The organism is Oscillibacter valericigenes (assembly GCF_021531435.1).
GTDB lineage: Bacteria > Bacillota > Clostridia > Oscillospirales > Oscillospiraceae > Oscillibacter > Oscillibacter valericigenes_B.
Window position 1 is genome coordinate 56,979 of sequence record NZ_JAFBIS010000010.1, and the last position, 19,911, is coordinate 76,889.

The 19,911-nt window shown below is 61.1% G+C and carries 20 protein-coding genes and 1 riboswitch; of the genes, 2 read left to right on the plus strand and 18 right to left on the minus strand.

Annotated features, from left to right (window positions below):
- Positions 1-2 precede the first annotated feature (2 nt).
- Positions 3-848: a DegV family protein gene (locus tag JQM68_RS07315; RefSeq protein ID WP_235222349.1), complete on the minus strand. Its 846-nt coding sequence runs from the start codon at positions 846-848 to the stop codon at positions 3-5.
- A gap of 163 nt (positions 849-1,011) precedes the next feature.
- Between JQM68_RS07315 and JQM68_RS07320 the strand changes: the two genes are divergently transcribed.
- Both JQM68_RS07320 and JQM68_RS07325 read left to right on the plus strand, forming a co-directional pair.
- Complete coding sequence (locus tag JQM68_RS07320) at positions 1,012-1,455, plus strand: MarR family winged helix-turn-helix transcriptional regulator (RefSeq protein ID WP_235222350.1); 444 nt, start codon at positions 1,012-1,014, stop codon at positions 1,453-1,455.
- Positions 1,452-2,828, plus strand: coding sequence for an MATE family efflux transporter (locus JQM68_RS07325; RefSeq protein ID WP_235222351.1), 1,377 nt, complete (start codon positions 1,452-1,454; stop codon positions 2,826-2,828). The genes JQM68_RS07320 and JQM68_RS07325 overlap by 4 nt, the downstream gene beginning before the upstream one ends.
- Before the next feature lie 31 nt (positions 2,829-2,859).
- Here the strand turns inward: JQM68_RS07325 and JQM68_RS07330 are convergent, their stop codons facing one another.
- From JQM68_RS07330 to rsxE, 17 genes are all read right to left on the minus strand, one after another.
- Positions 2,860-4,212, minus strand: coding sequence for a uracil-xanthine permease family protein (locus JQM68_RS07330; protein ID WP_235222352.1), 1,353 nt, complete (start codon positions 4,210-4,212; stop codon positions 2,860-2,862).
- A 168-nt stretch (positions 4,213-4,380) separates the two neighbouring features.
- Entirely contained in the window at positions 4,381-5,178 is a 798-nt protein-coding gene (locus JQM68_RS07335) for a TIM barrel protein (protein WP_235222353.1), read from the minus strand.
- A 20-nt stretch (positions 5,179-5,198) separates the two neighbouring features.
- A complete protein-coding gene (locus JQM68_RS07340; RefSeq protein WP_235222354.1) occupies positions 5,199-6,641 on the minus strand; it encodes an amidohydrolase in 1,443 nt (480 codons plus the stop codon).
- Between the two features lie 56 nt (positions 6,642-6,697).
- Positions 6,698-7,456 carry an amino acid ABC transporter ATP-binding protein gene (locus tag JQM68_RS07345; protein ID WP_235222394.1) on the minus strand — a complete coding sequence of 253 codons (759 nt, stop codon included), beginning with the start codon at positions 7,454-7,456 and terminating at the stop codon, positions 6,698-6,700.
- Position 7,457: 1 nt separating this feature from the next.
- Positions 7,458-8,243 carry an amino acid ABC transporter permease gene (locus JQM68_RS07350; protein WP_235222355.1) on the minus strand — a complete coding sequence of 262 codons (786 nt, stop codon included), beginning with the start codon at positions 8,241-8,243 and terminating at the stop codon, positions 7,458-7,460.
- A 94-nt stretch (positions 8,244-8,337) separates the two neighbouring features.
- Positions 8,338-9,207, minus strand: a complete 870-nt coding sequence (locus JQM68_RS07355; RefSeq protein WP_235222356.1) for a transporter substrate-binding domain-containing protein — start codon at positions 9,205-9,207, stop codon at positions 8,338-8,340.
- Between the two features lie 323 nt (positions 9,208-9,530).
- Positions 9,531-10,583: a putative glycoside hydrolase gene (locus JQM68_RS07360; protein WP_235222357.1), complete on the minus strand. Its 1,053-nt coding sequence runs from the start codon at positions 10,581-10,583 to the stop codon at positions 9,531-9,533.
- A 34-nt stretch (positions 10,584-10,617) separates the two neighbouring features.
- Positions 10,618-11,055: a ribose 5-phosphate isomerase B gene (gene rpiB / locus JQM68_RS07365; protein ID WP_235222358.1), complete on the minus strand. Its 438-nt coding sequence runs from the start codon at positions 11,053-11,055 to the stop codon at positions 10,618-10,620.
- Between the two features lie 66 nt (positions 11,056-11,121).
- The gene (locus tag JQM68_RS07370; protein ID WP_235222359.1) at positions 11,122-11,934 is read right to left on the minus strand and encodes a histidinol-phosphatase HisJ family protein; all 813 of its coding nucleotides are present in this window, start codon (positions 11,932-11,934) and stop codon (positions 11,122-11,124) included.
- A 9-nt stretch (positions 11,935-11,943) separates the two neighbouring features.
- Positions 11,944-13,077: a molecular chaperone DnaJ gene (gene dnaJ, locus JQM68_RS07375; RefSeq protein WP_235222360.1), complete on the minus strand. Its 1,134-nt coding sequence runs from the start codon at positions 13,075-13,077 to the stop codon at positions 11,944-11,946.
- 85 nt (positions 13,078-13,162) lie between these two features.
- Positions 13,163-15,013: a molecular chaperone DnaK gene (gene dnaK / locus JQM68_RS07380; protein WP_235222361.1), complete on the minus strand. Its 1,851-nt coding sequence runs from the start codon at positions 15,011-15,013 to the stop codon at positions 13,163-13,165.
- 48 nt (positions 15,014-15,061) lie between these two features.
- The gene (grpE, locus tag JQM68_RS07385) at positions 15,062-15,670 is read right to left on the minus strand and encodes a nucleotide exchange factor GrpE (protein ID WP_235222362.1); all 609 of its coding nucleotides are present in this window, start codon (positions 15,668-15,670) and stop codon (positions 15,062-15,064) included.
- Entirely contained in the window at positions 15,667-16,713 is a 1,047-nt protein-coding gene (hrcA, locus tag JQM68_RS07390; protein ID WP_235222363.1) for a heat-inducible transcriptional repressor HrcA, read from the minus strand. Before hrcA ends, grpE begins: the two co-directional genes overlap by 4 nt.
- Positions 16,714-16,910: 197 nt before the next feature.
- The gene (locus tag JQM68_RS07395; protein WP_235222364.1) at positions 16,911-17,504 is read right to left on the minus strand and encodes a folate family ECF transporter S component; all 594 of its coding nucleotides are present in this window, start codon (positions 17,502-17,504) and stop codon (positions 16,911-16,913) included.
- Positions 17,505-17,583: 79 nt separating this feature from the next.
- A riboswitch (THF riboswitch) is annotated at positions 17,584-17,688 on the minus strand.
- A 93-nt stretch (positions 17,689-17,781) separates the two neighbouring features.
- Positions 17,782-18,678 (minus strand): RnfABCDGE type electron transport complex subunit B, encoded by an 897-nt coding sequence (locus JQM68_RS07400; protein ID WP_235222365.1) that lies wholly within the window; start codon positions 18,676-18,678, stop codon positions 17,782-17,784.
- A 15-nt stretch (positions 18,679-18,693) separates the two neighbouring features.
- On the minus strand, positions 18,694-19,284 hold the full coding sequence (gene rsxA / locus JQM68_RS07405) for an electron transport complex subunit RsxA (RefSeq protein ID WP_235222366.1): 591 nt from the start codon (positions 19,282-19,284) through the stop codon (positions 18,694-18,696).
- Positions 19,284-19,895, minus strand: coding sequence for an electron transport complex subunit RsxE (gene rsxE / locus JQM68_RS07410; protein ID WP_235222367.1), 612 nt, complete (start codon positions 19,893-19,895; stop codon positions 19,284-19,286). The genes rsxA and rsxE overlap by 1 nt, the downstream gene beginning before the upstream one ends.
- Positions 19,896-19,911: the final 16 nt, after the last annotated feature.

Below are 19,911 nucleotides of genomic sequence, written 5' to 3' on the forward strand. Positions count from 1 at the left end.
GTTTAATAGCCTACGATCAGGCCCTTCTCCATGGCATAGAACGTCGTCAGGCCACGGCAGGAAATGATGTCCACGCCCTTTACCGGCAGGTCCTTCAAAATCTGCTCCTTCAGCTTCATGGCGCCCGCCAGGTTCTCGCAGTGGGAAATGACCACATGAGCCCCTTCGCAGTCCTTGCTGCCCCTCATCAGCTCCGTGATCGCCTTGTAGGTCTTGCCCTCGCCCCGGGCCTTGTCCGCAACGTGAATGGTGCCCTGGGGCGTGGCGTCGGCGATGACATGGATGCCCAGGCTGTGGAGCAGGGTGCCCACCAGCGGCCGCATCCGGCCGTTTTTGATGAGGTTGTCGAAGTTCTCCAGGGTAAAGCAGGTCCGCAGCGCCGCCTGGTACATCCGCAGCTGGTCGCAGATGCCGGCAAAGTCGCCCTGGGTATCGGCCTCCATCAGCTCCTTCGCCTTGCGGATCAGCAGCACCATGGCGCCGGCGGTAGACTTGGAGTCGATGATACAGATCTCCTTTTCCGGGTGCTCCTCCAGCACCATCTCCCGGCCCATGACGGCGGCGTTATAGGTGCCGGAGAGATTGGCGGAAATGGTAAAACAGACCGTTCTGTCGGCCTTTTCAAAGGCCCGCGCAAAGGCCGCCGGGGAAGGGCAGGCAGTAGAGGACGCGGTCTTTTCCGCATCCATTGCCGTCAGCAGCTCCCGGGTGTCCAGCTCGTCGTTATCAATAAATTCCCTGGCTCCCACCTGCAGACGCAGCGGGACCGTCTCGAACAGGACTTTCTCACTGGTGAAGTCGCTGACGCGCAGGTCGCAGCTGCTATCGCTCACAATGCTCCAAATCATATCTTTCTCCTTGTAATCTGGTTTTGAATATCATTTTTTATATCATACTCCCTGCTCCCTGTTTTGTCAACAAAAAGCGGCGTCCTTGACATTTCTCCCGTTCCGTGCTATTCTCATATAGTTTTATAATAAACTGTTCTGTTCAGAACAAATGGAGGCGTTCATGGCACTCACCTACACCCGCCTGCTGCAGTTTTACAAGCAGTTCGGTAAATACTATTCCCACCAATTCGCAGACTTCTCGGCCCGGACAGGTCTTTCCCTGGGGGAGGTCCACATTTTGCTGTTCCTGGTCAACAATCCGGACTGTGACACCGCCCGGGACGTTGCGGAGCTGCGGGGCCTGTCCAAATCCCAGGTCTCCCAGGCTGTGGAGCACCTCGTACGGGAGGGTCTGCTGCTCCGCACGCCCGACAGGTCGGACCGCCGGGTCGTCCACCTGTCCATCACCCCGGAGGGAATGCCCCTGGCGCTGGAGTGCCGGGACATTCAATGCGCCTGCGGACAGCGGCTTTTGGCCGGGCTTACGGAGGAACAGATCCAGCAGCTCTCGCTGCTGCTGGAAACAGTGCTTGAAAATGGCCTTGCAGAGGAGGAATTCGCTTGAAAGAAAAGAAAGCGGTGGACTTAGGCAGCGGCAGCGTGAAAAAGCTGCTGTTTTCCCTGGCTCTGCCCACCATCACGTCCCAGATCGTCAATATGCTCTATAACCTGGTGGACCGGGTCTACATCGGCCATATGCAGCCGGTGGACACCGTGGGCGCCCTGGCCCTCACCGGCGTAGGCGTGTGCCTGCCGGTCATACTGGTGGTCTCCGCCTTCGCGGCGCTGATGGCCATGGGCGGCGCGCCCCGGGCCTCCATCCAGGAGGGACGGGGCGACCTCCAGGGTGCGGAGCGCATCATGGGCAACTCCTTCAGTCTGCTCATCTGTACCGCCCTGATCCTGACCGTGGTGCTCCAGCTTTTCGCGGAACCGCTGCTGCTGACCTTCGGCGCCAGCGAAAACACCATCAGCTACGCGCTGGATTACATGAAGATCTACTCTCTGGGCACCGTCAGCGTGCAGGTGACGCTGGGCATGAACGCCTATATCACCGCCCAGGGCTTCACCACCGTCAGCATGAAAACCGTCCTGATCGGCGCCATCCTGAACACCATTCTGGACCCCATCTTTATCTTCGCCCTGGGTCTCGGCGTCCGGGGCGCGGCCCTGGCCACCATTCTCTCCCAGACGGTGTCCGCGCTGTGGGTCCTGCGGTTCCTCACCGGCTCCCGGACGAAATGGAAGCTCCGCCCGGCCAATCTGAAGCCCGTGCCGGCCGTATTTCTGCCCTGTATCGCCCTGGGTCTGTCCCCATTCATCATGCAGTCTACGGAGAGCCTGATCTCCGTCTGCTTCAACTCCTCCCTGCTGAAATACGGCGGCGACCTGGCGGTGGGCGCCATGACGGTGCTCATCAGCATCATGCAGCTGGCGATGATGCCCCTTCAGGGCCTGACACAGGGCGCCCAGCCCATCATCAGCTACAACTACGGCGCCCGGAACGCCCAGCGGGTGCGGGATGCCTTCCGGTGCCTGCTGGTCTCCTGTGTGGCCTACTCCATGACGCTGTGGGCCCTGGTGCAGCTCTTCCCCCAGGCTTTCGCCCTGATCTTCAACAACGACCCCGCTCTGGTGGAATACGCCGCCTGGGCGCTGCGGGTCTACATGGCCGCCACCGGCATTTTCGGGGTGCAGATCGCCTGCCAGCAGACCTTCATTGCGCTGGGCAACGCCAAGACGTCCCTGTTCCTGGCCGTCCTGCGGAAGATCATCCTGCTGATCCCCCTCATCTTCATTCTCCCCCATTTCTTCACAAACAAGGTGTTCGCGGTCTTCCTGGCGGAACCCCTCGCGGATGTGCTGGCGGTGTGTACCACAGCCGCCATGTTCGCCGTCCAATTCAAAAAGAGCATGGCGGAGCTGGAGAAAACATAAAAAAAACGGACGCATCCGCGTCCGTTTTTTCTTATTTTTCCTTGGGCAGGATCAGATTCAGCAGCACCGCCATCAGCGTGGCGATGACCACCGGAGACTTGCCGAAGATCATGGTGACCGCCGCCGGGAACTGGCTCAGCGCTGCGCTGGCCTGGGAGATGCCCACGCCCAGAGCGGCGGACAGGCCCACGATGGTTGTATTCCGGGCCGTCAGGTCCTGGGAGGCGATGAGCTTCATGCCGGTCATGGCGATGGTGGAGAACACCGTGACGGTGGCGCCGCCCAGCACACACTGGGGAATGGTGGTCAGCACCGCCGCGAATTTGGGGGACACGCCCGCCAGCAGCAAAAACGCGCCGGCAAAGGTGAACACCGTCCGGTTCACCACCTTGTTAGTGGTGACGATGCCCACGTTCTGAGAATACGTGGCCGTGGGCAGACCGCCGAACAGCGCCGCCAGGATATTGCTGGCGCCGTAGGCGATGATGCCGCCCTGAAGCTCGCTGTCCGTCGGCTCCCGGTTCAGTCCGCCCACCGTGGTAGCGGTAAAGTCGCCGATGGCCTGGATGGAGTTAATGGCAAACAGCAATCCCACCGCGATGCAGCTAGGCGCGTCAAAGGTGATGCCGAAATGCAGCAGACGGGGCAGGGAGAACCAGGCCGCGTCTCCCACGTCGGCAAAGCTGACCATGCCGAAGCACAGGGCCACCACGTAGCCAAACAGCATCCCCAGCAGAATAGACGCCAGCTTGCAGATGCCCTTGCCGTGGTGGTTCAGCACCAGGACCGCCGTCAGCGTCAGGGCCGCTACCAGCCAGTTCTGCCAGGAGCCGTATACCAGCGCCTCCGGCAGGCTCTTGGCCGCCACCGCCTCCGCCGTGTTGCCGGTGCCGCCGGCCATGTAGTTGATGGCGGTGGGATAGAGGGAAAGGCCGATGGTGAACACCACGGTCCCGGTGATGACCGGCGGGAACAAAAGCCGGATCTTCTTGACAAAAATACCGACAATGATGGCTACAATGCCGCCCACCAGCATGGCGCCGGCGATGGCGGACACCCCGCCGCCGGAGGCGGCAATGGCCTGCATGCTGGGCACGTAGGCAAAGCTGACGCCTAAGATGACCGGCAGGCCGGAGCCAAACCGTTTTCCGATGGGGAACAGCTGGAGCAGCGTCGACACGGCGGACATGACCAGAGACGCCTGTATCAGCAGCACGCGGTCCGCCTGACTGAGGCCGATGGCCCCGGCGATGATGATGGGCGGCGTGACACAGCCTACGATCATTGCCACCAGATGCTGCAGGGCCAGAGAGACAGATGTGCCGAGCGGCGGAGTGCCGTGAAATTGAAACAGCAGTTCCTGCCGGGATGCTGAAGGTTCCATGATAGGCAGAGCCTCCTTCTCAAGAATAGGTCTACCTCTCTATGGTAACATACCTCCGCAGAAAATCAAACAAAAAATTTGTTTTCCTTAAAAAATATTTGTTTAGTTTTTTGGTGACTTTTACAAGAAGGCCCGCCCACATCCCTGTGCGCGGGCCCTCTTTACGTCTTACAAACCGGCTCTGACGCGGTTGATGGCCTCGACAGCCGCCGCGGAGCCGCTGCGGGGATACAGCTCAAAGGCGATCATCTGGTCGTAGCCGTGGTCGTACAGGTCCTGCAGCACCGCCCGGTAGTTGATGCAGCCGGTGCCCGGCTCGCCCCGGCCGGGGGCGTCCGCGATGTGGATGCAGCCGATGAGGTCCTGATACTTCCGCAGCGTCTCGATGATCTTGCCCTCGTTGAGGTACATGTGGTAGGCGTCGTACAAAATCTTCACGTTGGGAGAGTTCACCATGCGGATGATCTCCGCGGCGTCCTTCGTGTACCGCAGGAAGTTGCCCAGGTGGTCCGTCTCCACGTTCAGGGCCTCCAGGCACAGGGTGACGCCCGCCTGCTCCGCCTCCGGCGCGATGGCCGCCAGGGAGCGGTACATGGCCATGGTCTTTTCCGCGTCGCTGTACTGGGGAAACAGGTCGGCGGCGTACTGCTTCGGCTCCGGCAGCAGCTCGTTGGAGTGGACCGCCAGCAGCTTACAGCCCACCTCCTGCGCCACTTTCAGGGAGCGGCGCAGATAGGCCAGGTACTCCTCGCCGTGGGCGGGGTCGCACAGGGAGATGGGGCCGTCGCCGCCCATGCAGGAAATTTCAAGGCCGTACTGGGCGCACAGAGCCTTCAACTCGTTCAGGTCCTTGGATTCCCAGTCCCAGATCTCCACATAGTCAAAGCCGTCCCGCCTGGCGGCGGCAAACCGCTCCGCAAAGGGCAGTTCCTTGTAAATGACCTCGATGTTCACGGAATACTTCATCGCTGTTTCCTCCTTGAATTTCAGTCGGGCACCACGGGCACCGCGTCCGCCGGGATGGGGCAGGTGTAACCCTCCGCCGTCTGCTTTCGGAACTCCGCTTTCGCGGCCTCCAGCAGGGACGGGTCGGTCAGCAGGTCGATAGCGGCTGCGGCCAGCACCTTGCCGGCGTGGACGGCGGCCTTGTGGCCCAGTTCCGTCCCACCGCAGGACACGTTCTGCCAGCTGTGGCCGGGGCTGCCGTTGGGCCAGGCCGCCACATGGATCTGGCCGGTGGGCGTCTGCCAGCTCACGTCGCCTACGTCGGTGGAGCCGGGTTCAAAGGCGGGGCCCTGGTACAGGGGCGCCAGGAAGTCGTTCAGGGCGCCGTTCGCTTTCGCCCGCAGCTCCCGCACCTGGTCCGCCACAGCGCCGTCGAATTCGGCGCCGATGCCGGGCAGCGCGTCGCTGCCGGGGTAAGTCTTGGACAGGGCGTCGGCAAAGGCCTTCTCCTCCGCTGTGTGAGCGGGGACGCCCAGGGCCTCGAAATTGCGGTACAGCACGGTCTCCAGCGTGTGGTTGGGCACGGTGTCCGCCAGGCCGTCGATGAACTGCTTTTCAAAGGTGGTGCCGGTCATCAGCGCCGCGCCTTTGGCGATGTCATCCACCCGCTTCTGCAGCTCCACCGCCTCGGAAACATGGTTGGAGCGAACCATGTACAGCACGCTGGCATAGGGCTGGACCACGTTGGGGCTGCGTCCGCCGGCGTCGGTGATGGCGTAATGGATGCGGGCCTTGGAGGGCATGTGCTCCCGCAGGAACTGGACGCCGATGTTCATCAGCTCCACCGCGTCCAGGGCGCTGCGGCCCCGGTCCGGGTCTCCGGCAGCGTGGGCGGCGATGCCGGTGAACTTGTACTGGGTCTGGATGCAGGAGTTGGAGGAACCAGTGACCACCTCGTTCACATCCTTGGGGTGCCAGGTCAGGGCCACGTCCAGGCCGTACCACAGTTTCTCCCGGGCCATAAACGCTTTGGCGGCGCCGCCCTCCTCGCCGGGGCAGCCGTACAGCACCACGGTGCCGGGTATCCCGGTGCGCTCCAGATACGCCTTCACGCCCAGGGCTGCGGCAAGGGCGCCCGCGCCCAGCAGGTTGTGCCCGCAGCCGTGTCCGCAGCCGCCGGGGACGAGCTCCTCCCGCTCCAGGCTCCCGGCCTTCTGGGACAAGCCGGACAGCGCGTCATACTCCGCCAGGATGCCAATGACGGGCCGTCCGCTGCCGTAGCTGGCGGAAAAGGCCGTGGGGATACGGCAAATGCCCTTTTCCACGGCAAAGCCCTCTTTTTCCAAAACCTCGCAGTATTTGGCGGCAGACTTCTCCTCCTGAAGGGACAGCTCCGCGTAGCTCCAGACGCTGTCCGCCACGTCGGCAATGACCGCCGCCTTTTCATCCACGGCGGCGATGGCCGCCTGCTTCTCCTTCGTCATAAACATACTCCTTCCTGAAAAAAAGGGCACGCACGGAAGTGCGTGCCCTCGAACCATCAAAGAACCTTGCTGAGGAAATCCTGGAGTCTGGGGTTCTGGGGATTGCCGAAAATATCCGCGGGAGTCCCCTGTTCCAGCAGCTTGCCGTCGGCCATGAACAGCACCCGGTTGCCCACTTCCCGGGCAAAGCCCATCTCATGGGTAACGACCACCATGCTCATGCCCTCCTGGGCCAGGCCCTTCATCACGTCCAGCACTTCGCCCACCATTTCGGGGTCCAGAGCGGAGGTGGGCTCGTCAAACAGCATGACCTCCGGCTCCATGGCCAGGGCCCGGACGATGGCCACACGCTGCTTCTGGCCGCCGGAGAGCTGGATGGGATACGCCCCGGCCCGGTCCTTCAGGCCCACCCGGTCCAGCAGCGCCAGGGCCTTTTCCTCGGCGGCAGCCTTGTCCATGTGTTTGACCTGAATGGGGGCCAGGGTCATGTTGTCCAGAATGGTCATGTGGGGGAACAAATTGAAATGCTGGAACACCATGCCCATCTTCTGGCGGTGCTGGTCGATGTCCAGCTTCACCATCTTGCCCTCGGCGTTTTTGATCTTCTTCTTGGTGATGTCCACGCCGTCAAAGATGATGGAACCGCTGGTGGGCTCCTCCAGCAGGTTCAGGCTGCGGAGGAACGTGGACTTGCCGGAGCCGGAGGGTCCGATGACCACCATGACGTCGCCCCGGTTAATGTCCACGGTGACGCCGTCCAGAGCCTTGATAGCGCCCTTGTTGTAGTATTTCTTCAGGTCGGTGACCTGGATCAGACTATCTCTTGTCGCCACGGCTCATTCTCCTTTCAAAGTAAGCGATCACCTTGGAGGTGGGGAAGGTCAGGCAGAAGTACAGCGCCGCGACCACCAGCAGGGGCTCCAGCACCAGGAAGGTGCCGGCCTGGGCCGCCTTTACCGCGGCCATCAGATCCTGGACGCCGATGGTATATGTAATGGCGGACTCCTTGATGATGGTGACGAATTCGTTGCCGATGGCGGGCAGGATGTTCTTGACCGCCTGGGGCAGGACGATGAAGCGCATGTTCTGGCCCTGGGTCAGGCCCAGAGAGCGGGCCGCCTCGGTCTGGCCGCCGTCAATGGACTGGATACCGGCCCGGATGATCTCCGCCAGATACGCGCCGGAGTTCAATGCCAGGGCAATGACGCCGGGCAGGAAGCGGTTCAGCTTCAAAAAGCCCAGGATCGTGACCGACGGCAGGTTGATGACATTCTTGTTGAACACCACCTGGTACACGATGAACAGCTGCACCAGCATGGGGGTGGCCCGGATGACCTCCACGTAGACCGTGGCGATAAACGAGATGGGGTTGAATTTGCTCAGGGCCAGCAGGAAGCCGCCGTCCCGGAGATGGCCGTCCTGATCCAGGCCCAGGGAGCGGAAGGGGCGGAAATTGCTCATCCGCATGACTGCCAGCACCAATGCCAGCAGGAAGCCCAGGACAACGGTAAAGAGGGAAAGATAGACGGTGCAGAGCATACCCTCTTTAAACATGCTGGCATACTGGAACACCTTCTCAAAGCCTGCCGCGGAAACACTCATGGCGCGAACTCCTTTCGGGGTTTTTTCTTGAACGCGCTGATTCCTCCCCACGTTTTTGTGGGGAGGAATCGGCGTTATTTCACATTTTTGGAAATCAGTCGACCAGGCCCTCGAAGATCTCGCCGGAAGCCTGCTCATTGGCCTGGGCCACGAAGTCATCCATGGAGCCGTCAGCCAGAGCAGCGGCGATGGCCTCGTTGACGCCGGCCAGCAGCGCCTCGTTGCCCTTCACAACGCCGACAGCGGAGCCTTCCACCTCATAGGGGACATCGAAAGCAATGTACAGGTCGGGATAGTTCTTGGCATAGCTCTCAGCCACCACGGTCTCAATGTAACCGGCATCCAGCTTGCCGCCCAGCAGCTCGGAGACAACATCGGTCACCTTAGCCAGCTGCACGATGTCGGCATCGGGGGTGTTCTCCTCCGCCAGATCATACTGGATGGAACCCAGCTGGGCGCCGATGGTGAGAGAAGGATCATTCAGCTCCTCCAGAGAAGCCCACTTGTCCTTGTTCTCCTGGACCACGACCAGAGACTGACCGCCCTGATAGTAGATATCGGAGAAGTCCATAGCTTCCATACGGTCAGGATCGGGAGACAGGCCGGCCATACCGAGGTCCACATTGCCGGCGGTCACTTCAGCCAGCACGCCGTCAAAATCCATGGGGACGACCTCCAGCTCCAGGCCCAGGTAATCGGCGATGTACTGAGCCAGGGCCATATCGAAGCCGGCCAGTTGGGCGTTGCCGCTCTCGTCGATGGCATAGAACTCATAGGGAGCAAAGTCAGGGCTGGTAGCCACAGTCAGCTTGCCCTCGGTCACGGTGGTGATGGCGGGCTCGGCGGGCTCTTCCGCGGCGGCAGGTTCATTGGTCTGTGCGGGAGCCTCTTCCTTGGAACCGCCGCAGGCGGCCAGAGACAGGACCATTGCCATGGTCATCAACAATGCAAGAAACTTTTTCATGGTACAAACTTCCTTTTCCAATCTAAATTGTTCTCCCCCATCGGGAGAGCATCGTATCCGTCTCGCAGAGAGGAAAGGTTTTCCTCCCGTTGACAATGCATACCTTACCACGCCGCGCGTATCATGTCAATACTTTTTCAAAAAAAATGTATAAATATTTGGCTTGTTCACATGTATTTCTAAAAAATTTCCGTAAAACAGTGGGTTTTCTGTTGTTCACTTGTGCATTTTGCCTGTACCTTTTTGAATACTTGGATGAATATTCATTTTTTCTCTGCATATAAAACACCCGCCCGCATGGTTGCTGCGGGCGGGTGCGGCATTCAGCTGAATATCAGGAAGCTGTCCAGGGTCGAGCCAGCGTCCGTCAGCTCCGGGACGAATTGTGTCGTTTCGTGGGCATTGCTCACCGCCTGGGCCAAAGCCGGGGCGTTCTCCTCTGTTGTAACAGCATAGATCCGGTCCACCTGGGGCGCGATCGCCGCCAGCAGCAGCCCCGCATCGTCGTCATACCCCTGAGAGATGACCGCTTCCGGCACTTCAATGGACAGCGCCACGCCGTATGGCTCCAAAGCCGCCCGCATTTCTTTCAGAAAGGCCGTCAGATTTGCGCTTTTCTCCCCTTCGCCGTAGTTGATCTTATCCAGTTTTCCCACGGTGGGGTAGCTGACGTCGGTCAGCAGGATCTCGTCAAAGCCCAGTTCCGCCGCTTCCTTCGCCAGTCCGCACAGGTATTCCCTGGCGGCGGGCTTGGCGGGGTCCAGCCACTGGCTGTTATTGCCGTCATAGAAAATATAACCGCCCGTGTTTTTCAGGCCCATGCCTTCCACATCCCAGTTGGCGGCCTTGGGGTCGTGGAAGCAGCTCAGGCGGGCAATGGTGCTGTCATAGCCGGCGCTGTCCCCGTTCATCAGGGAGATGGCCTCGGCCGTATCCTCCCCCAGGCGGACGGAGCCGGCTACCGCTGTGGCGGAATCAAAATACACGGTGCCGGCCGAACCCTTCACGGTAACTGCCATGGCGTTATACTTCCGTTCCGCGTTCTGCGGCATTTGGGAGATGCTGTACGCCTCCCCCCAGACAGCCTGGGTCAGCGGCGTCTCCCCCAGGGAAAACGCCCGGACGGGCTGCAGGTCCTCCGGTTCCTGGACCGTGATCTCCAGGGAATCCTCCGGTACGTCTTTCCCTGCCGGTGCGGTCTCCTCCTGCCAGGGCAGCTCCAGATGGGGCGTGCCCGTCTCGTCGTAGACGATATTCCGGGACAGAAGCATGACGGCAATGGCCGCCGCGATCACAACGACCAACAGTACCGTCAGCACGATGCGCCCTCTGGGCGTCCGTCCCCGGTAGCTGCGGTAGCCCCGCTCATACGCCATTGTCCGTCACCTCCCTGTCCAGTGTCTGGAAAACTCAGTCCTCCAGAGCCATCATCTTGTTGACCCGGCGCTCATGGCGGCCGCCCTCGAACTCCGTGCTCAGGAACACCTCCACCATGCGCTCGGCCATGTTCTTGCCGGTGAAGCCGGCGCCAATGGCCATCATGTTGGCGTCGTTGTGCTTGCGGGTCATCTCGGCCTGCAGGCAGTCGGCGCAGTGGGCGCAGCGGATGCCCTTGATTTTGTTGGCAGCAATGGAAATGCCGATGCCGGTGGTGCAGATCACGATGCCCCGGTCGCACTTGCCCTCCGCCACAGCGCGGGCGGCGGCGGCGCCGAAGTCGGGATAGTCGCAGCTCTCCAGAGAATAGCAGCCGAAGTCCTCGACCTCATGGCCAAGCTTTTCCAGGACCTTGATGATGTGCTGCTTCAGCTCATAGCCGCCGTGGTCACAGCCCAATGCGATTTTCATAGTAGTTTTCCCCCTGTTGTTTCAAATTTGCGAACTCATTTTACACGGTTTTCCCGTAAAAATCAATCATAGTTCATGCCAAATCGGGTTTTGCTTTTCAAACGTGCAGAAGCGGCTGAATCCGCACCGGCGCAGCAGCTCCTGCCGCTCCCGGACGGCACAGCCCACAAACTGCGGCCCGTGGGCGTCCGTGCCCAGGGTGATGATCTCCCCGCCCAGCTCCCGGTACATCCGCAGCCACTTTTCGTCCGGCAGCGGCGTGTTGCCCCGGTTGGTGTTCAGCTCGATGCCAAGGCCCCTGTCGATGAGAATGCCCAAAATCTCCTCGATTTCCCTTTCAAAGCCGTCAAAGGTCAGGTGGAAACCCCGGTTCTCGTTCAGATACCGCACCGGCAGCGTCAGGTGGCCCAGAACATTGAACCGCCCCCACTCCGCCAGACGGCGCACCTGGCGGAGGTAGTCCGCCATGCCCGCCCGGGCCTCTGTCTCATCCTTGGGGTCGAAGAAATACAGGTCCACACCCTTAAATTTTTCCGACAGCATATGGATGGAGCCGATGATGAAATCCAGCTCCGGCGCGGCGGCGATCATTTTTTCCGTATAGGCAAAGCTCCAGGGTGCGTCCCCCAGCTCGATCCCCAGCCGCAGCGTGATCCGATTGCCAACAGCTTCCCTGGCAGCACGGTACTCCGACTGCAGGGCGTCCCAGTCATAGGGCTCCTGCCGCAGCTCCGTAGACCCCCAGATGATGGGCTCCACATGGTCGGTAAAGCACAGCTCGTCAAGCCCCGCGGCAATCGCGGCCTCCGCCAGCTCTGCCATGGGCGCGTCCGCGTCGGGAGACATCCGGGAATGGGTGTGATAATCCGCCAGATACATAGGGCTTCCTCACTTCTTGAATTTCTTGAAGAACTTCTTCCGCTCCTCGTAGTTGTTGTCGCCCATGGTATCGGCGAACTTCTTCAAGGCTTCCTTCTGCTCCTTGTTCAGGTTCCGGGGCGTCTCGATATAGACGGTGACGTACTGGTCGCCCCGGCCGTGGCCGTTGATGGAGGGGATGCCCTTGCCCTTGAGTCGGAACGTGGTGCCGGATTGCGTACCCTCCGGCAGGTCGTACTTGACCTTGCCGTCGATGGTGGGGATCTCCAGCTCCGCGCCCAAAACCGCCTGGGCGAAGGTAATGGGTGCCTCGCACAGGACACTGGTGCCTTCCCGGCGGAACAGCTCATGGGGCCGGATGGTAATGGTGATCAGCAGGTCGCCGGCCGGGCCGCCGTTTTTGCCGGCGTTGCCCTGGCCCCGGATGGAAATGGTCTGGCCGTTGTCGATGCCCGCGGGAATGCTGGCCTGGATGGTCTTGCGCTTCCGGGCGAAGCCGGTGCCGTGGCAGTCCTTGCAGGGCTGATGAATGATCTGGCCCTTGCCGCCGCACTTGGGGCAGGGAGAGGTGCTGGCAAACACGCCCATAGGCGTCTGGCGCCGCACCTGGACCTGGCCGCTGCCGTGGCAGTCCGGGCAGACCTCCGGCGAGGTGCCGGGAGCGCAGCCGTTGCCGTGGCAGGTGCCGCACTGCTCCATGCGGTCCACGGTGACTTCCTTCTCACAGCCGAAAGCCGCTTCCTCAAAGCTGATGGTCAGGGACATGCGGATACTCTCGCCCCGCTGGGGAGCGTTGGGGTTGGTGCGCCGTCCGCCGCCGAAGCCGCCGCCGAAGAAGCTGCCGAAAATGTCGCCCAGGTCGCCGAAGTCGAAACTCCCGTCAAACCCGGCGCCGCCGGCGCCGAAGTTGGGGTCCACGCCCGCGTGGCCGTACTGGTCGTACCGGGCCTTCTTGTTGGGGTCGGACAGCACCTCGTATGCCTCGTTGACCTCCTTGAACTTCTCCTCCGCCTCCTTGTCGCCGGGGTTCAGGTCAGGGTGGTACTTCCGGGCCATCTTCTTATATGCTTTTTTGATCTCGTCCTCGCCGGCACCTTTGGTGATGCCCAGGACTTCATAGTAATCTCGTTTCTGCTCAGCCATATTGAAAACTCCTCGTATTCCAAAACGCCGTATCAGGGACAGGCTCCAACGCGCTGTCCCTGATACGTTTTATATGAGAGGGGGCTTACTTGTTCTTGTCGTCCTCATCGACCACCTTGTAGTCGGCGTCGTAGTACTGGCCGCCCTGCGCACCGGCGCCGGCATCGGGGCCGGGCTGCGCGCCGCCCTGGGCACCCTGGGGATTGGCCTGCTGGTACAGCTTCTCGCTGACAGCGTAGAACGCCTGGGTCAGCTCCTCGGTCGCGGCCTTGATAGCGGCGGTGTCGGTGCCCTTCAGGACCTCCTTCAGCTTGTCGATACCGGCCTGCACCTTGCTCTTGTCATCAGCGGGGATCTTGTCGCCCATCTCGGAGAGGGTCTTCTCGCTCTGGTAGACCATCTGGTCGGCCTGGTTGCGGACCTCGACCTCTTCCTTCATCTGCTTATCCTGGGCGGCATACTGCTCGGCTTCCTTGACGGCCTTCTCGATGTCCTCCTTGCTCATGTTGGAGGAGGAGGTGATGGTGATGTGCTGCTCCTTGCCGGTGCCCAGGTCCTTAGCGGAGACGTTGACGATGCCGTTGGCGTCGATGTCGAAGGTGACCTCGATCTGAGGCACGCCGCGGCGGGCGGGAGCGATGCCGTCCAGGTGGAAGCGGCCCAGGCTCTTGTTGGCGGCGGCCATCTCGCGCTCGCCCTGGAGGACGTTGACCTCCACGGAGGTCTGGTTGTCGGCGGCGGTGGAGAAGATCTGGCTCTTCTTCACGGGGATGGTGGTGTTGCGGTCGATCAGCTTGGTGCACACGCCGCCCATGGTCTCAATGCCCAGGGACAGGGGGGTGACGTCCAGCAGCAGCAGGCCCTTGACGTCGCCGGTCAGCACGCCGGCCTGCAGGGCGGCGCCCATGGCCACGCACTCGTCGGGGTTGATGCCCTTGAAGGGATCGGAGCCGGTGAAATTCTTCACGGCCTCCTGGACAGCGGGGATACGGCTGGAGCCGCCCACCAGCAGGACCTTGGACAGGTCGGAGGGACGCAGGCCGGCGTCGGACATGGCCTGGCGCACGGGGCCCATGGTGGCGTCCACCAGGTGAGAGGTCAGCTCGTTGAACTTGGCACGGGTCAACGTGACGTCCAGGTGCTTAGGACCGGTGGCGTCAGCGGTGATATAGGGCAGGTTGATGTTGGAGGTGGTGACGCCGGACAGCTCGATCTTGGCCTTCTCGGCGGCCTCCTTCAGGCGCTGCATGGCCACCTTGTCGGTGCTGAGGTCCACGCCGTCGGTGCGCTTGAACTCGCTGACCAGATACTTCATAATGCACTCGTCGAAGTCGTCGCCGCCCAGACGGTTGTTGCCGGCGGTGGCCAGGACCTCGATGACGCCGTCGTCGATCTCCAGGATGGAGACATCGAAGGTGCCGCCGCCCAGGTCGTAGACCATGATCTTCTGAGACTGCTCCTTATCCACACCGTAAGCCAGAGCAGCAGCGGTGGGCTCGTTGATGATACGCTTCACGTCCAGGCCCGCGATCTTGCCGGCGTCCTTGGTGGCCTGGCGCTGGGCATCAGTGAAGTAAGCGGGGACGGTGATGACCGCCTCGGTGACGGTCTGGCCCAGGTAGGCCTCGGCGTCGGACTTCAGCTTCTGCAGGATCATGGCGCTGATCTCCTGGGGGGTGTAAGCCTTGCCGTCGATGGTGACCTTGTAATCGCTGCCCATCTCACGCTTGATGGAAGAGACGGTGCGGTCGGGGTTGGTGATGGCCTGGCGCTTCGCCACCTGGCCCACCATGCGCTCGCCGGTCTTGGAGAACGCCACGACGGACGGAGTGGTGCGGTTGCCTTCCGCGTTGGCAATGACAACTGCCTCGCCGCCTTCCATAACGGCCACGCAGGAGTTTGTAGTACCCAAATCAATACCGATAACCTTAGACATAATGTTTTCCTCCTAAATATATCGAAAAGTTTATTTTTGTATCCGAAATCAATTTGCGACCTGAACGATGGCGTGCCGGATCACTTTGTCGCCCAGCATGAAGCCCGCCTGGAATACCTGGGTCACTTCGTTTTCGCCGAAGTTCTCATCCTCAATGTGCATGACCGCTTCCATCCGCTCCGGGTCAAAGGGCTGGCCCTTTGCCTCGATCTCCGTGACATCCAGCTTTTTCAGAATGTCCTGGTACTGGTGGAAGATCATCTCCAGGCCCTTTTTATGGGGGGAATCCTCGCCGCCCTCCGCGGCAGCGGCCCGCTCCAGATTGTCATAGACCGCCAGGAATGCCTTGATGGTGTCGCCCTTGGCGTCCTGATAGATGTTGTCTTTCTCCTTGGTGGTGCGCTTGCGGTAGTTGTCATACTCGGCGGTCAGCCGGACGAACTGGTCCTTGACCGATTCCAGCTGCTTGACGGCCAGCTCCGCGGCCTCCATCTGCTCGCGGGTCAGGGTGTAAGTCTTCTCTTTTTTCTTTTTCCCCTTGGCGGCCTTTTCCTCCTTCTCAGGAGCCTCTGCCGTTTCGGGAGTTTCCTGTTCGGTGGTTTCCGCCTGGTTCTCCGCAGCCTCTTCAGCGGTGGGCTGCTTGTTCTCTTCACTCATTCCTTGGTATCCTCCTTCGGGGGTAATTCCTGTTTTCCGAACAGCCGCGTCAGTCCCTCGGCAAAGCCGGAGAGCCGTGCGGCCACTGTGGCGTAATCCATACGGGTAGGGCCCACCACCCCGATCAGTCCCCGCATATCGTCTCCGATGTCATAGCTGGCGACTACCACGCTGGTGTCCTTCAGCGCCTCGCTGACGTTTTCCGGGCCGATCAGGATCTTCATGGGCCCGTCTTCCGGCATCGGAAGGTTTTCCTTGCTGTCGGAGAGGAAACTCATCAGCTCATGGGCCTTGTCAGCGTCCCGGAACTCCGGCAGCTTCAGCAGTTGATTGGCGCCCGCGGTGATGATCTCCCGCTGCCCCGCCTCGTCCAGGGCGTCCACCGCGTAGCCCACCGTCTGGGACAGCAGCAGAAACAGCTGCGGCGGCACCTGCTCCGCGATGTCCATGAGCCGCTGGTTCATCTCTTCGGTGGAAATGCCGGTAAAGTGGCTGTTCAGCACGCCCACCAGGGCGGGGAGCTGTTCCAGGTCCACCTTCAGCTGCAGCCGCAGCAGTTGGCTCTTCACCCGGCTGTCGCTCATCATCATGACCACGATGCAGCTGCGCTCATCCACCGGCAGCAGGTCGAACCGCCGGGCGGTCATCCGCTTTTTTCCGGCGGCGGCAACATAGGCGGGGTAGTTCACGAAGGACGATACCGCCCTGCCCGCCTGGGAGATCACCCGGTCCAGCTCCTCCATCTTCATCTGGAGGGACTGGTTGATCTTTTCCGTCTCCGCGATGGACAGCTTCTGCTGTTCCATCAGCTCATTGACGTACAGCCGGTAGCCCTTGGGTGAGGGGATACGGCCCGCCGAGGTGTGAGGCTGTTCCAGATAGCCCATGTCCACCAAGTCCGCCAGTTCGTTGCGGATGGTGGCGGAACTGACGCTGCCGCCCATCCGGGCTGCGATGGCCTTGGAGCCCACCGGCTCGGCGGAACGGATGTAGTCTTCCACGACTACCTTCAGTATTTGCCGTTTTCTCTCTGTCAGTTCCACAACAGCACCTCTGGCCGCTCTTCCGGGCTTTACAAGTGATTTAGCACTCGCTTTCCTGGAGTGCTAAACGCAGTGTACCACCACGGGAAATCATTGTCAATGGATGGATGATAAACAATTTGTGAACAAAGGTGCTGGATTTTTTGAACAGCCCCGTCTCGTCAAAAAAACCGCCCCTTTCGGAGCGGTTTTTGCGGTCACCAGGTGATTTTTTTCGGGGTCTGCTTGTCGATCAAGCCCGCCCGGCGCAGCACGGGAAGCAGCGCGCCGAACAGCAGCACCAGCAGCACCGTCTGGACGGGCAGCATGATAAGGTTCTTCAGTGCGCTGGCGCTGGCGGTCACATACCAGGCCTTGCCGCTGAGAATGGCCATCCACAGCGCGCCCAGCAGCACATTTTCGATATTGGTCAGCAGCTTTGCGAAAAAAATCTTGCGAACGGTGATGGGCGTCCGGTAGAAAAACAGCGCGTAGATCAGAACGCCCAGCATGGTCGTCAGGGTGTAGCCGGGGAAGAAGGGATACCCGCCGCCTCCGGTGAGGAAAAAGCTGAGGATGTCCTCGGCAAAGCCGAACACGACGCCCAGCACCGGGCCGCACACCAGGGCACAGACCGACCGGGCCAGGAAGCCCCAGGTGACCTTTGCCCCGCCGAACAGGGGCACGGAGGGGACGTGGCTGAGCACCACGCACATAGCGATCATCAGCGCCGCGAAGGTCAGCTTCCGCAGGTCCCGGAGCTCCCGGGCCGCGTCCCGCCAGTACTGGGCGGAAAAGGGATGTGGATACATAAAAAATCCTCCTTCTGTTTTCGGCAGTCCGTTTCCGGAGCGCCGCACAGAGGAGGGGAAATCGCCCGCGCCTTTATGCGGCAGCGGGATGCGGAACACACACTGCAAGGCTTTGCGCCCTTTCGTCCGGAAAACAACTCCCCGTTTTCCCGGCACTATTTCACACGTGTGTTCCTACTCTGCCTTGAATTGGTATTATCATAATCTTTCACACAGAAAAACGCAATACAAAAAGTGCCCCAAATCATCAGATTTGGGGCACTTTTTTCAGTAGAAGTTACTGAGCGGAAGCAGCGGCGGCTTCCTCGGCGGCCTTCTTGGCGGCAGCGGCCTTTTCAGCCTGTGCCTTCTTGATGGCCTTGTACTTCTCCTTCTCCTCGGCGGTAGCCGCGGGGAGGATGGCGTCGCGGGGGCAGACCTTGGTGCAGAGCTTGCAGCCCACGCACTTTTCATAGTCGATGACAGCAACGCCGTTCACCACATGGATAGCATCCTTCTTGCACTCCTTCTGGCACAGGCCGCAGCCGATGCAGGAGTTGGCGCAGACGCTCATGGCGGCCTTGCCCTTGTCCTGGTTGGCGCAGGCCACATGGACCTTCTTGGAGGCGGGGACAGAGGTGATCAGGTGACGGGGGCAGGCAGTCATGCAGGCGCCGCAGTTGGTGCACTTGTCGGGGTCCACCACGGCGGAACCGTTGGGGCCGATGGACATGGCGCCGAACTGGCAGGCGTTGACGCAGGAGCCGAAGCCCAGGCAGCCAAAGGCGCAGTCCAGAGGACCGGCGGCCACCTTGGTGGCGGAGATGCAGTCCTGCACGCCGCGGTACTCGAAGCGCTTCTTGGCGTTCACGCCGCCGTTGCAGCGGACGAAGGCCACCTGACGCTCGCCGGTAGGAGCCGCCTGGCCCATGATCTCGGCGATGGCGGCGGCATTCTCGGCGCCGGCGGGAGCGCAGGCGTTGACGGGAGCGTCACCGGCCACGATGGCAGCGGCGCAGCCGGCACAGCCGGGGAAGCCGCAGCCGCCGCAGTTGGCGCCGGCCAGATGGCTCAGAACAGCCTCTTCACGGGGGTCCTTTTTCACCTCGAAAATCTTGGAGGCGACGGCCAGGACCAGGCCGAACACGGCGCCCAGGATACCGAGCACCAGGATCGCGTAAATCACATTCATCATAGCGGCGTTACCCCCTTACCAGATCTTCAGGCCGGAGAAGCCCATGAAGGCCAGGGCCATCAGACCAGCGGTGACCAGAGCGATGGGGAAGCCTTCCCAGTTCTTGGGATAGTCGGCAAAGACCAGACGCTCACGGATGCTGGCGAACAGAACGATAGCCAGCAGGAAGCCCAGGCCGCCGGTGATGCCGTAGACCACGGACTCGATGAAGTTGTAGTTGTTCTGCATGTTCAGCAGAGCCACGCCCAGAACCGCGCAGTTGGTGGTGATCAGAGGCAGATACACGCCCAGAGCGGTGTACAGGGAGGGCATGGACTTCTGCAGGAACATCTCGATGAACTGCACCAGGGCGGCGATGACCAGGATGAAGGCCACGGTCTGCATGTAGCCCAGGTCGAAGGGAACCAGGATGAACTGGTTCACGGCCCAGGTAATGGCGGAGGCCAGGCCCATGACGAAGGTCACGGCGATGCCCATGCCCACAGCGGTGTCGACCTTCTTGGAGACGCCCAGGAAGGGGCAGATGCCCAGGAACTGGGAGAAGATGAAGTTGTTCGCCAGAATGGCGCCCAGCGTGATTGCCAGGAGTTCAAAAATCTGATCCATTATTTGCTCTCCTCCTTATTCTTCTTGGGCCGGGCCAGCGCCCACTGCATGGCGGCGATCAGGCAGCCCAGCACCAGGAAGCCGCCCACAGGCAGGGTCAGCACGCCGATGGGGAACTGCTCGGGGATGATGCGGAAGCCAGCCAGCGTGCCGGCACCCAGCAGCTCACGGATGAAGCACATGGCCAGCAGCACCACGGTGTAGCCGATGCCCTGGCAGATGCCGTCCAGGAAGGAGGCGCCGATGCCGTTCTTGTAGGAGAAAGACTCCGCGCGGCCCAGGATGATGCAGTTCACCACGATCAGCGGGATAAACACGCCCAAAGACTCGGCGATAGCCGGGACAAAGGCTTGCAGCAGCAGGTCGACGCAGGTAACGAAGCCGGCGATGACCACGATGAACATGGCGATACGGATCTTATCGGGCACGACCTTGCGGATAGCGGAAATAACCACGTTGGAAGCGGTCAGGATGATGAGCACGGAAACGCCCATGCCCAGGCCGTTCATGATGGAGGTCGTGATGGCCATGGTGGAGCACATGCCCAGGACCTGCACCAGAACGGGGTTGTTGGTGATCAGGCCTTCTTTAAACTGTTTCTTGAAGTTCATATCAGTTGCTCCCCCT

Bases quoted from the DNA above. Each gene is read 5' to 3' on its own strand.
- JQM68_RS07315 (WP_235222349.1), bottom strand. From the start codon at position 848: ATGATTTGGAGCATTGTGAGCGATAGCAGCTGCGACCTGCGCGTCAGC.
- JQM68_RS07320 (WP_235222350.1), top strand. From the start codon at position 1,012: ATGGCACTCACCTACACCCGCCTGCTGCAGTTTTACAAGCAGTTCGGT.
- JQM68_RS07330 (WP_235222352.1), bottom strand. From the start codon at position 4,212: ATGGAACCTTCAGCATCCCGGCAGGAACTGCTGTTTCAATTTCACGGC.
- JQM68_RS07335 (WP_235222353.1), bottom strand. From the start codon at position 5,178: ATGAAGTATTCCGTGAACATCGAGGTCATTTACAAGGAACTGCCCTTT.
- JQM68_RS07340 (WP_235222354.1), bottom strand. From the start codon at position 6,641: ATGACGAAGGAGAAGCAGGCGGCCATCGCCGCCGTGGATGAAAAGGCG.
- JQM68_RS07350 (WP_235222355.1), bottom strand. From the start codon at position 8,243: ATGAGTGTTTCCGCGGCAGGCTTTGAGAAGGTGTTCCAGTATGCCAGC.
- JQM68_RS07355 (WP_235222356.1), bottom strand. From the start codon at position 9,207: ATGAAAAAGTTTCTTGCATTGTTGATGACCATGGCAATGGTCCTGTCT.
- JQM68_RS07360 (WP_235222357.1), bottom strand. From the start codon at position 10,583: ATGGCGTATGAGCGGGGCTACCGCAGCTACCGGGGACGGACGCCCAGA.
- rpiB (WP_235222358.1), bottom strand. From the start codon at position 11,055: ATGAAAATCGCATTGGGCTGTGACCACGGCGGCTATGAGCTGAAGCAG.
- JQM68_RS07370 (WP_235222359.1), bottom strand. From the start codon at position 11,934: ATGTATCTGGCGGATTATCACACCCATTCCCGGATGTCTCCCGACGCG.
- dnaJ (WP_235222360.1), bottom strand. From the start codon at position 13,077: ATGGCTGAGCAGAAACGAGATTACTATGAAGTCCTGGGCATCACCAAA.
- dnaK (WP_235222361.1), bottom strand. From the start codon at position 15,013: ATGTCTAAGGTTATCGGTATTGATTTGGGTACTACAAACTCCTGCGTG.
- grpE (WP_235222362.1), bottom strand. From the start codon at position 15,670: ATGAGTGAAGAGAACAAGCAGCCCACCGCTGAAGAGGCTGCGGAGAAC.
- JQM68_RS07395 (WP_235222364.1), bottom strand. From the start codon at position 17,504: ATGTATCCACATCCCTTTTCCGCCCAGTACTGGCGGGACGCGGCCCGG.
- JQM68_RS07400 (WP_235222365.1), bottom strand. From the start codon at position 18,678: ATGATGAATGTGATTTACGCGATCCTGGTGCTCGGTATCCTGGGCGCC.
- rsxA (WP_235222366.1), bottom strand. From the start codon at position 19,284: ATGGATCAGATTTTTGAACTCCTGGCAATCACGCTGGGCGCCATTCTG.
- rsxE (WP_235222367.1), bottom strand. From the start codon at position 19,895: ATGAACTTCAAGAAACAGTTTAAAGAAGGCCTGATCACCAACAACCCC.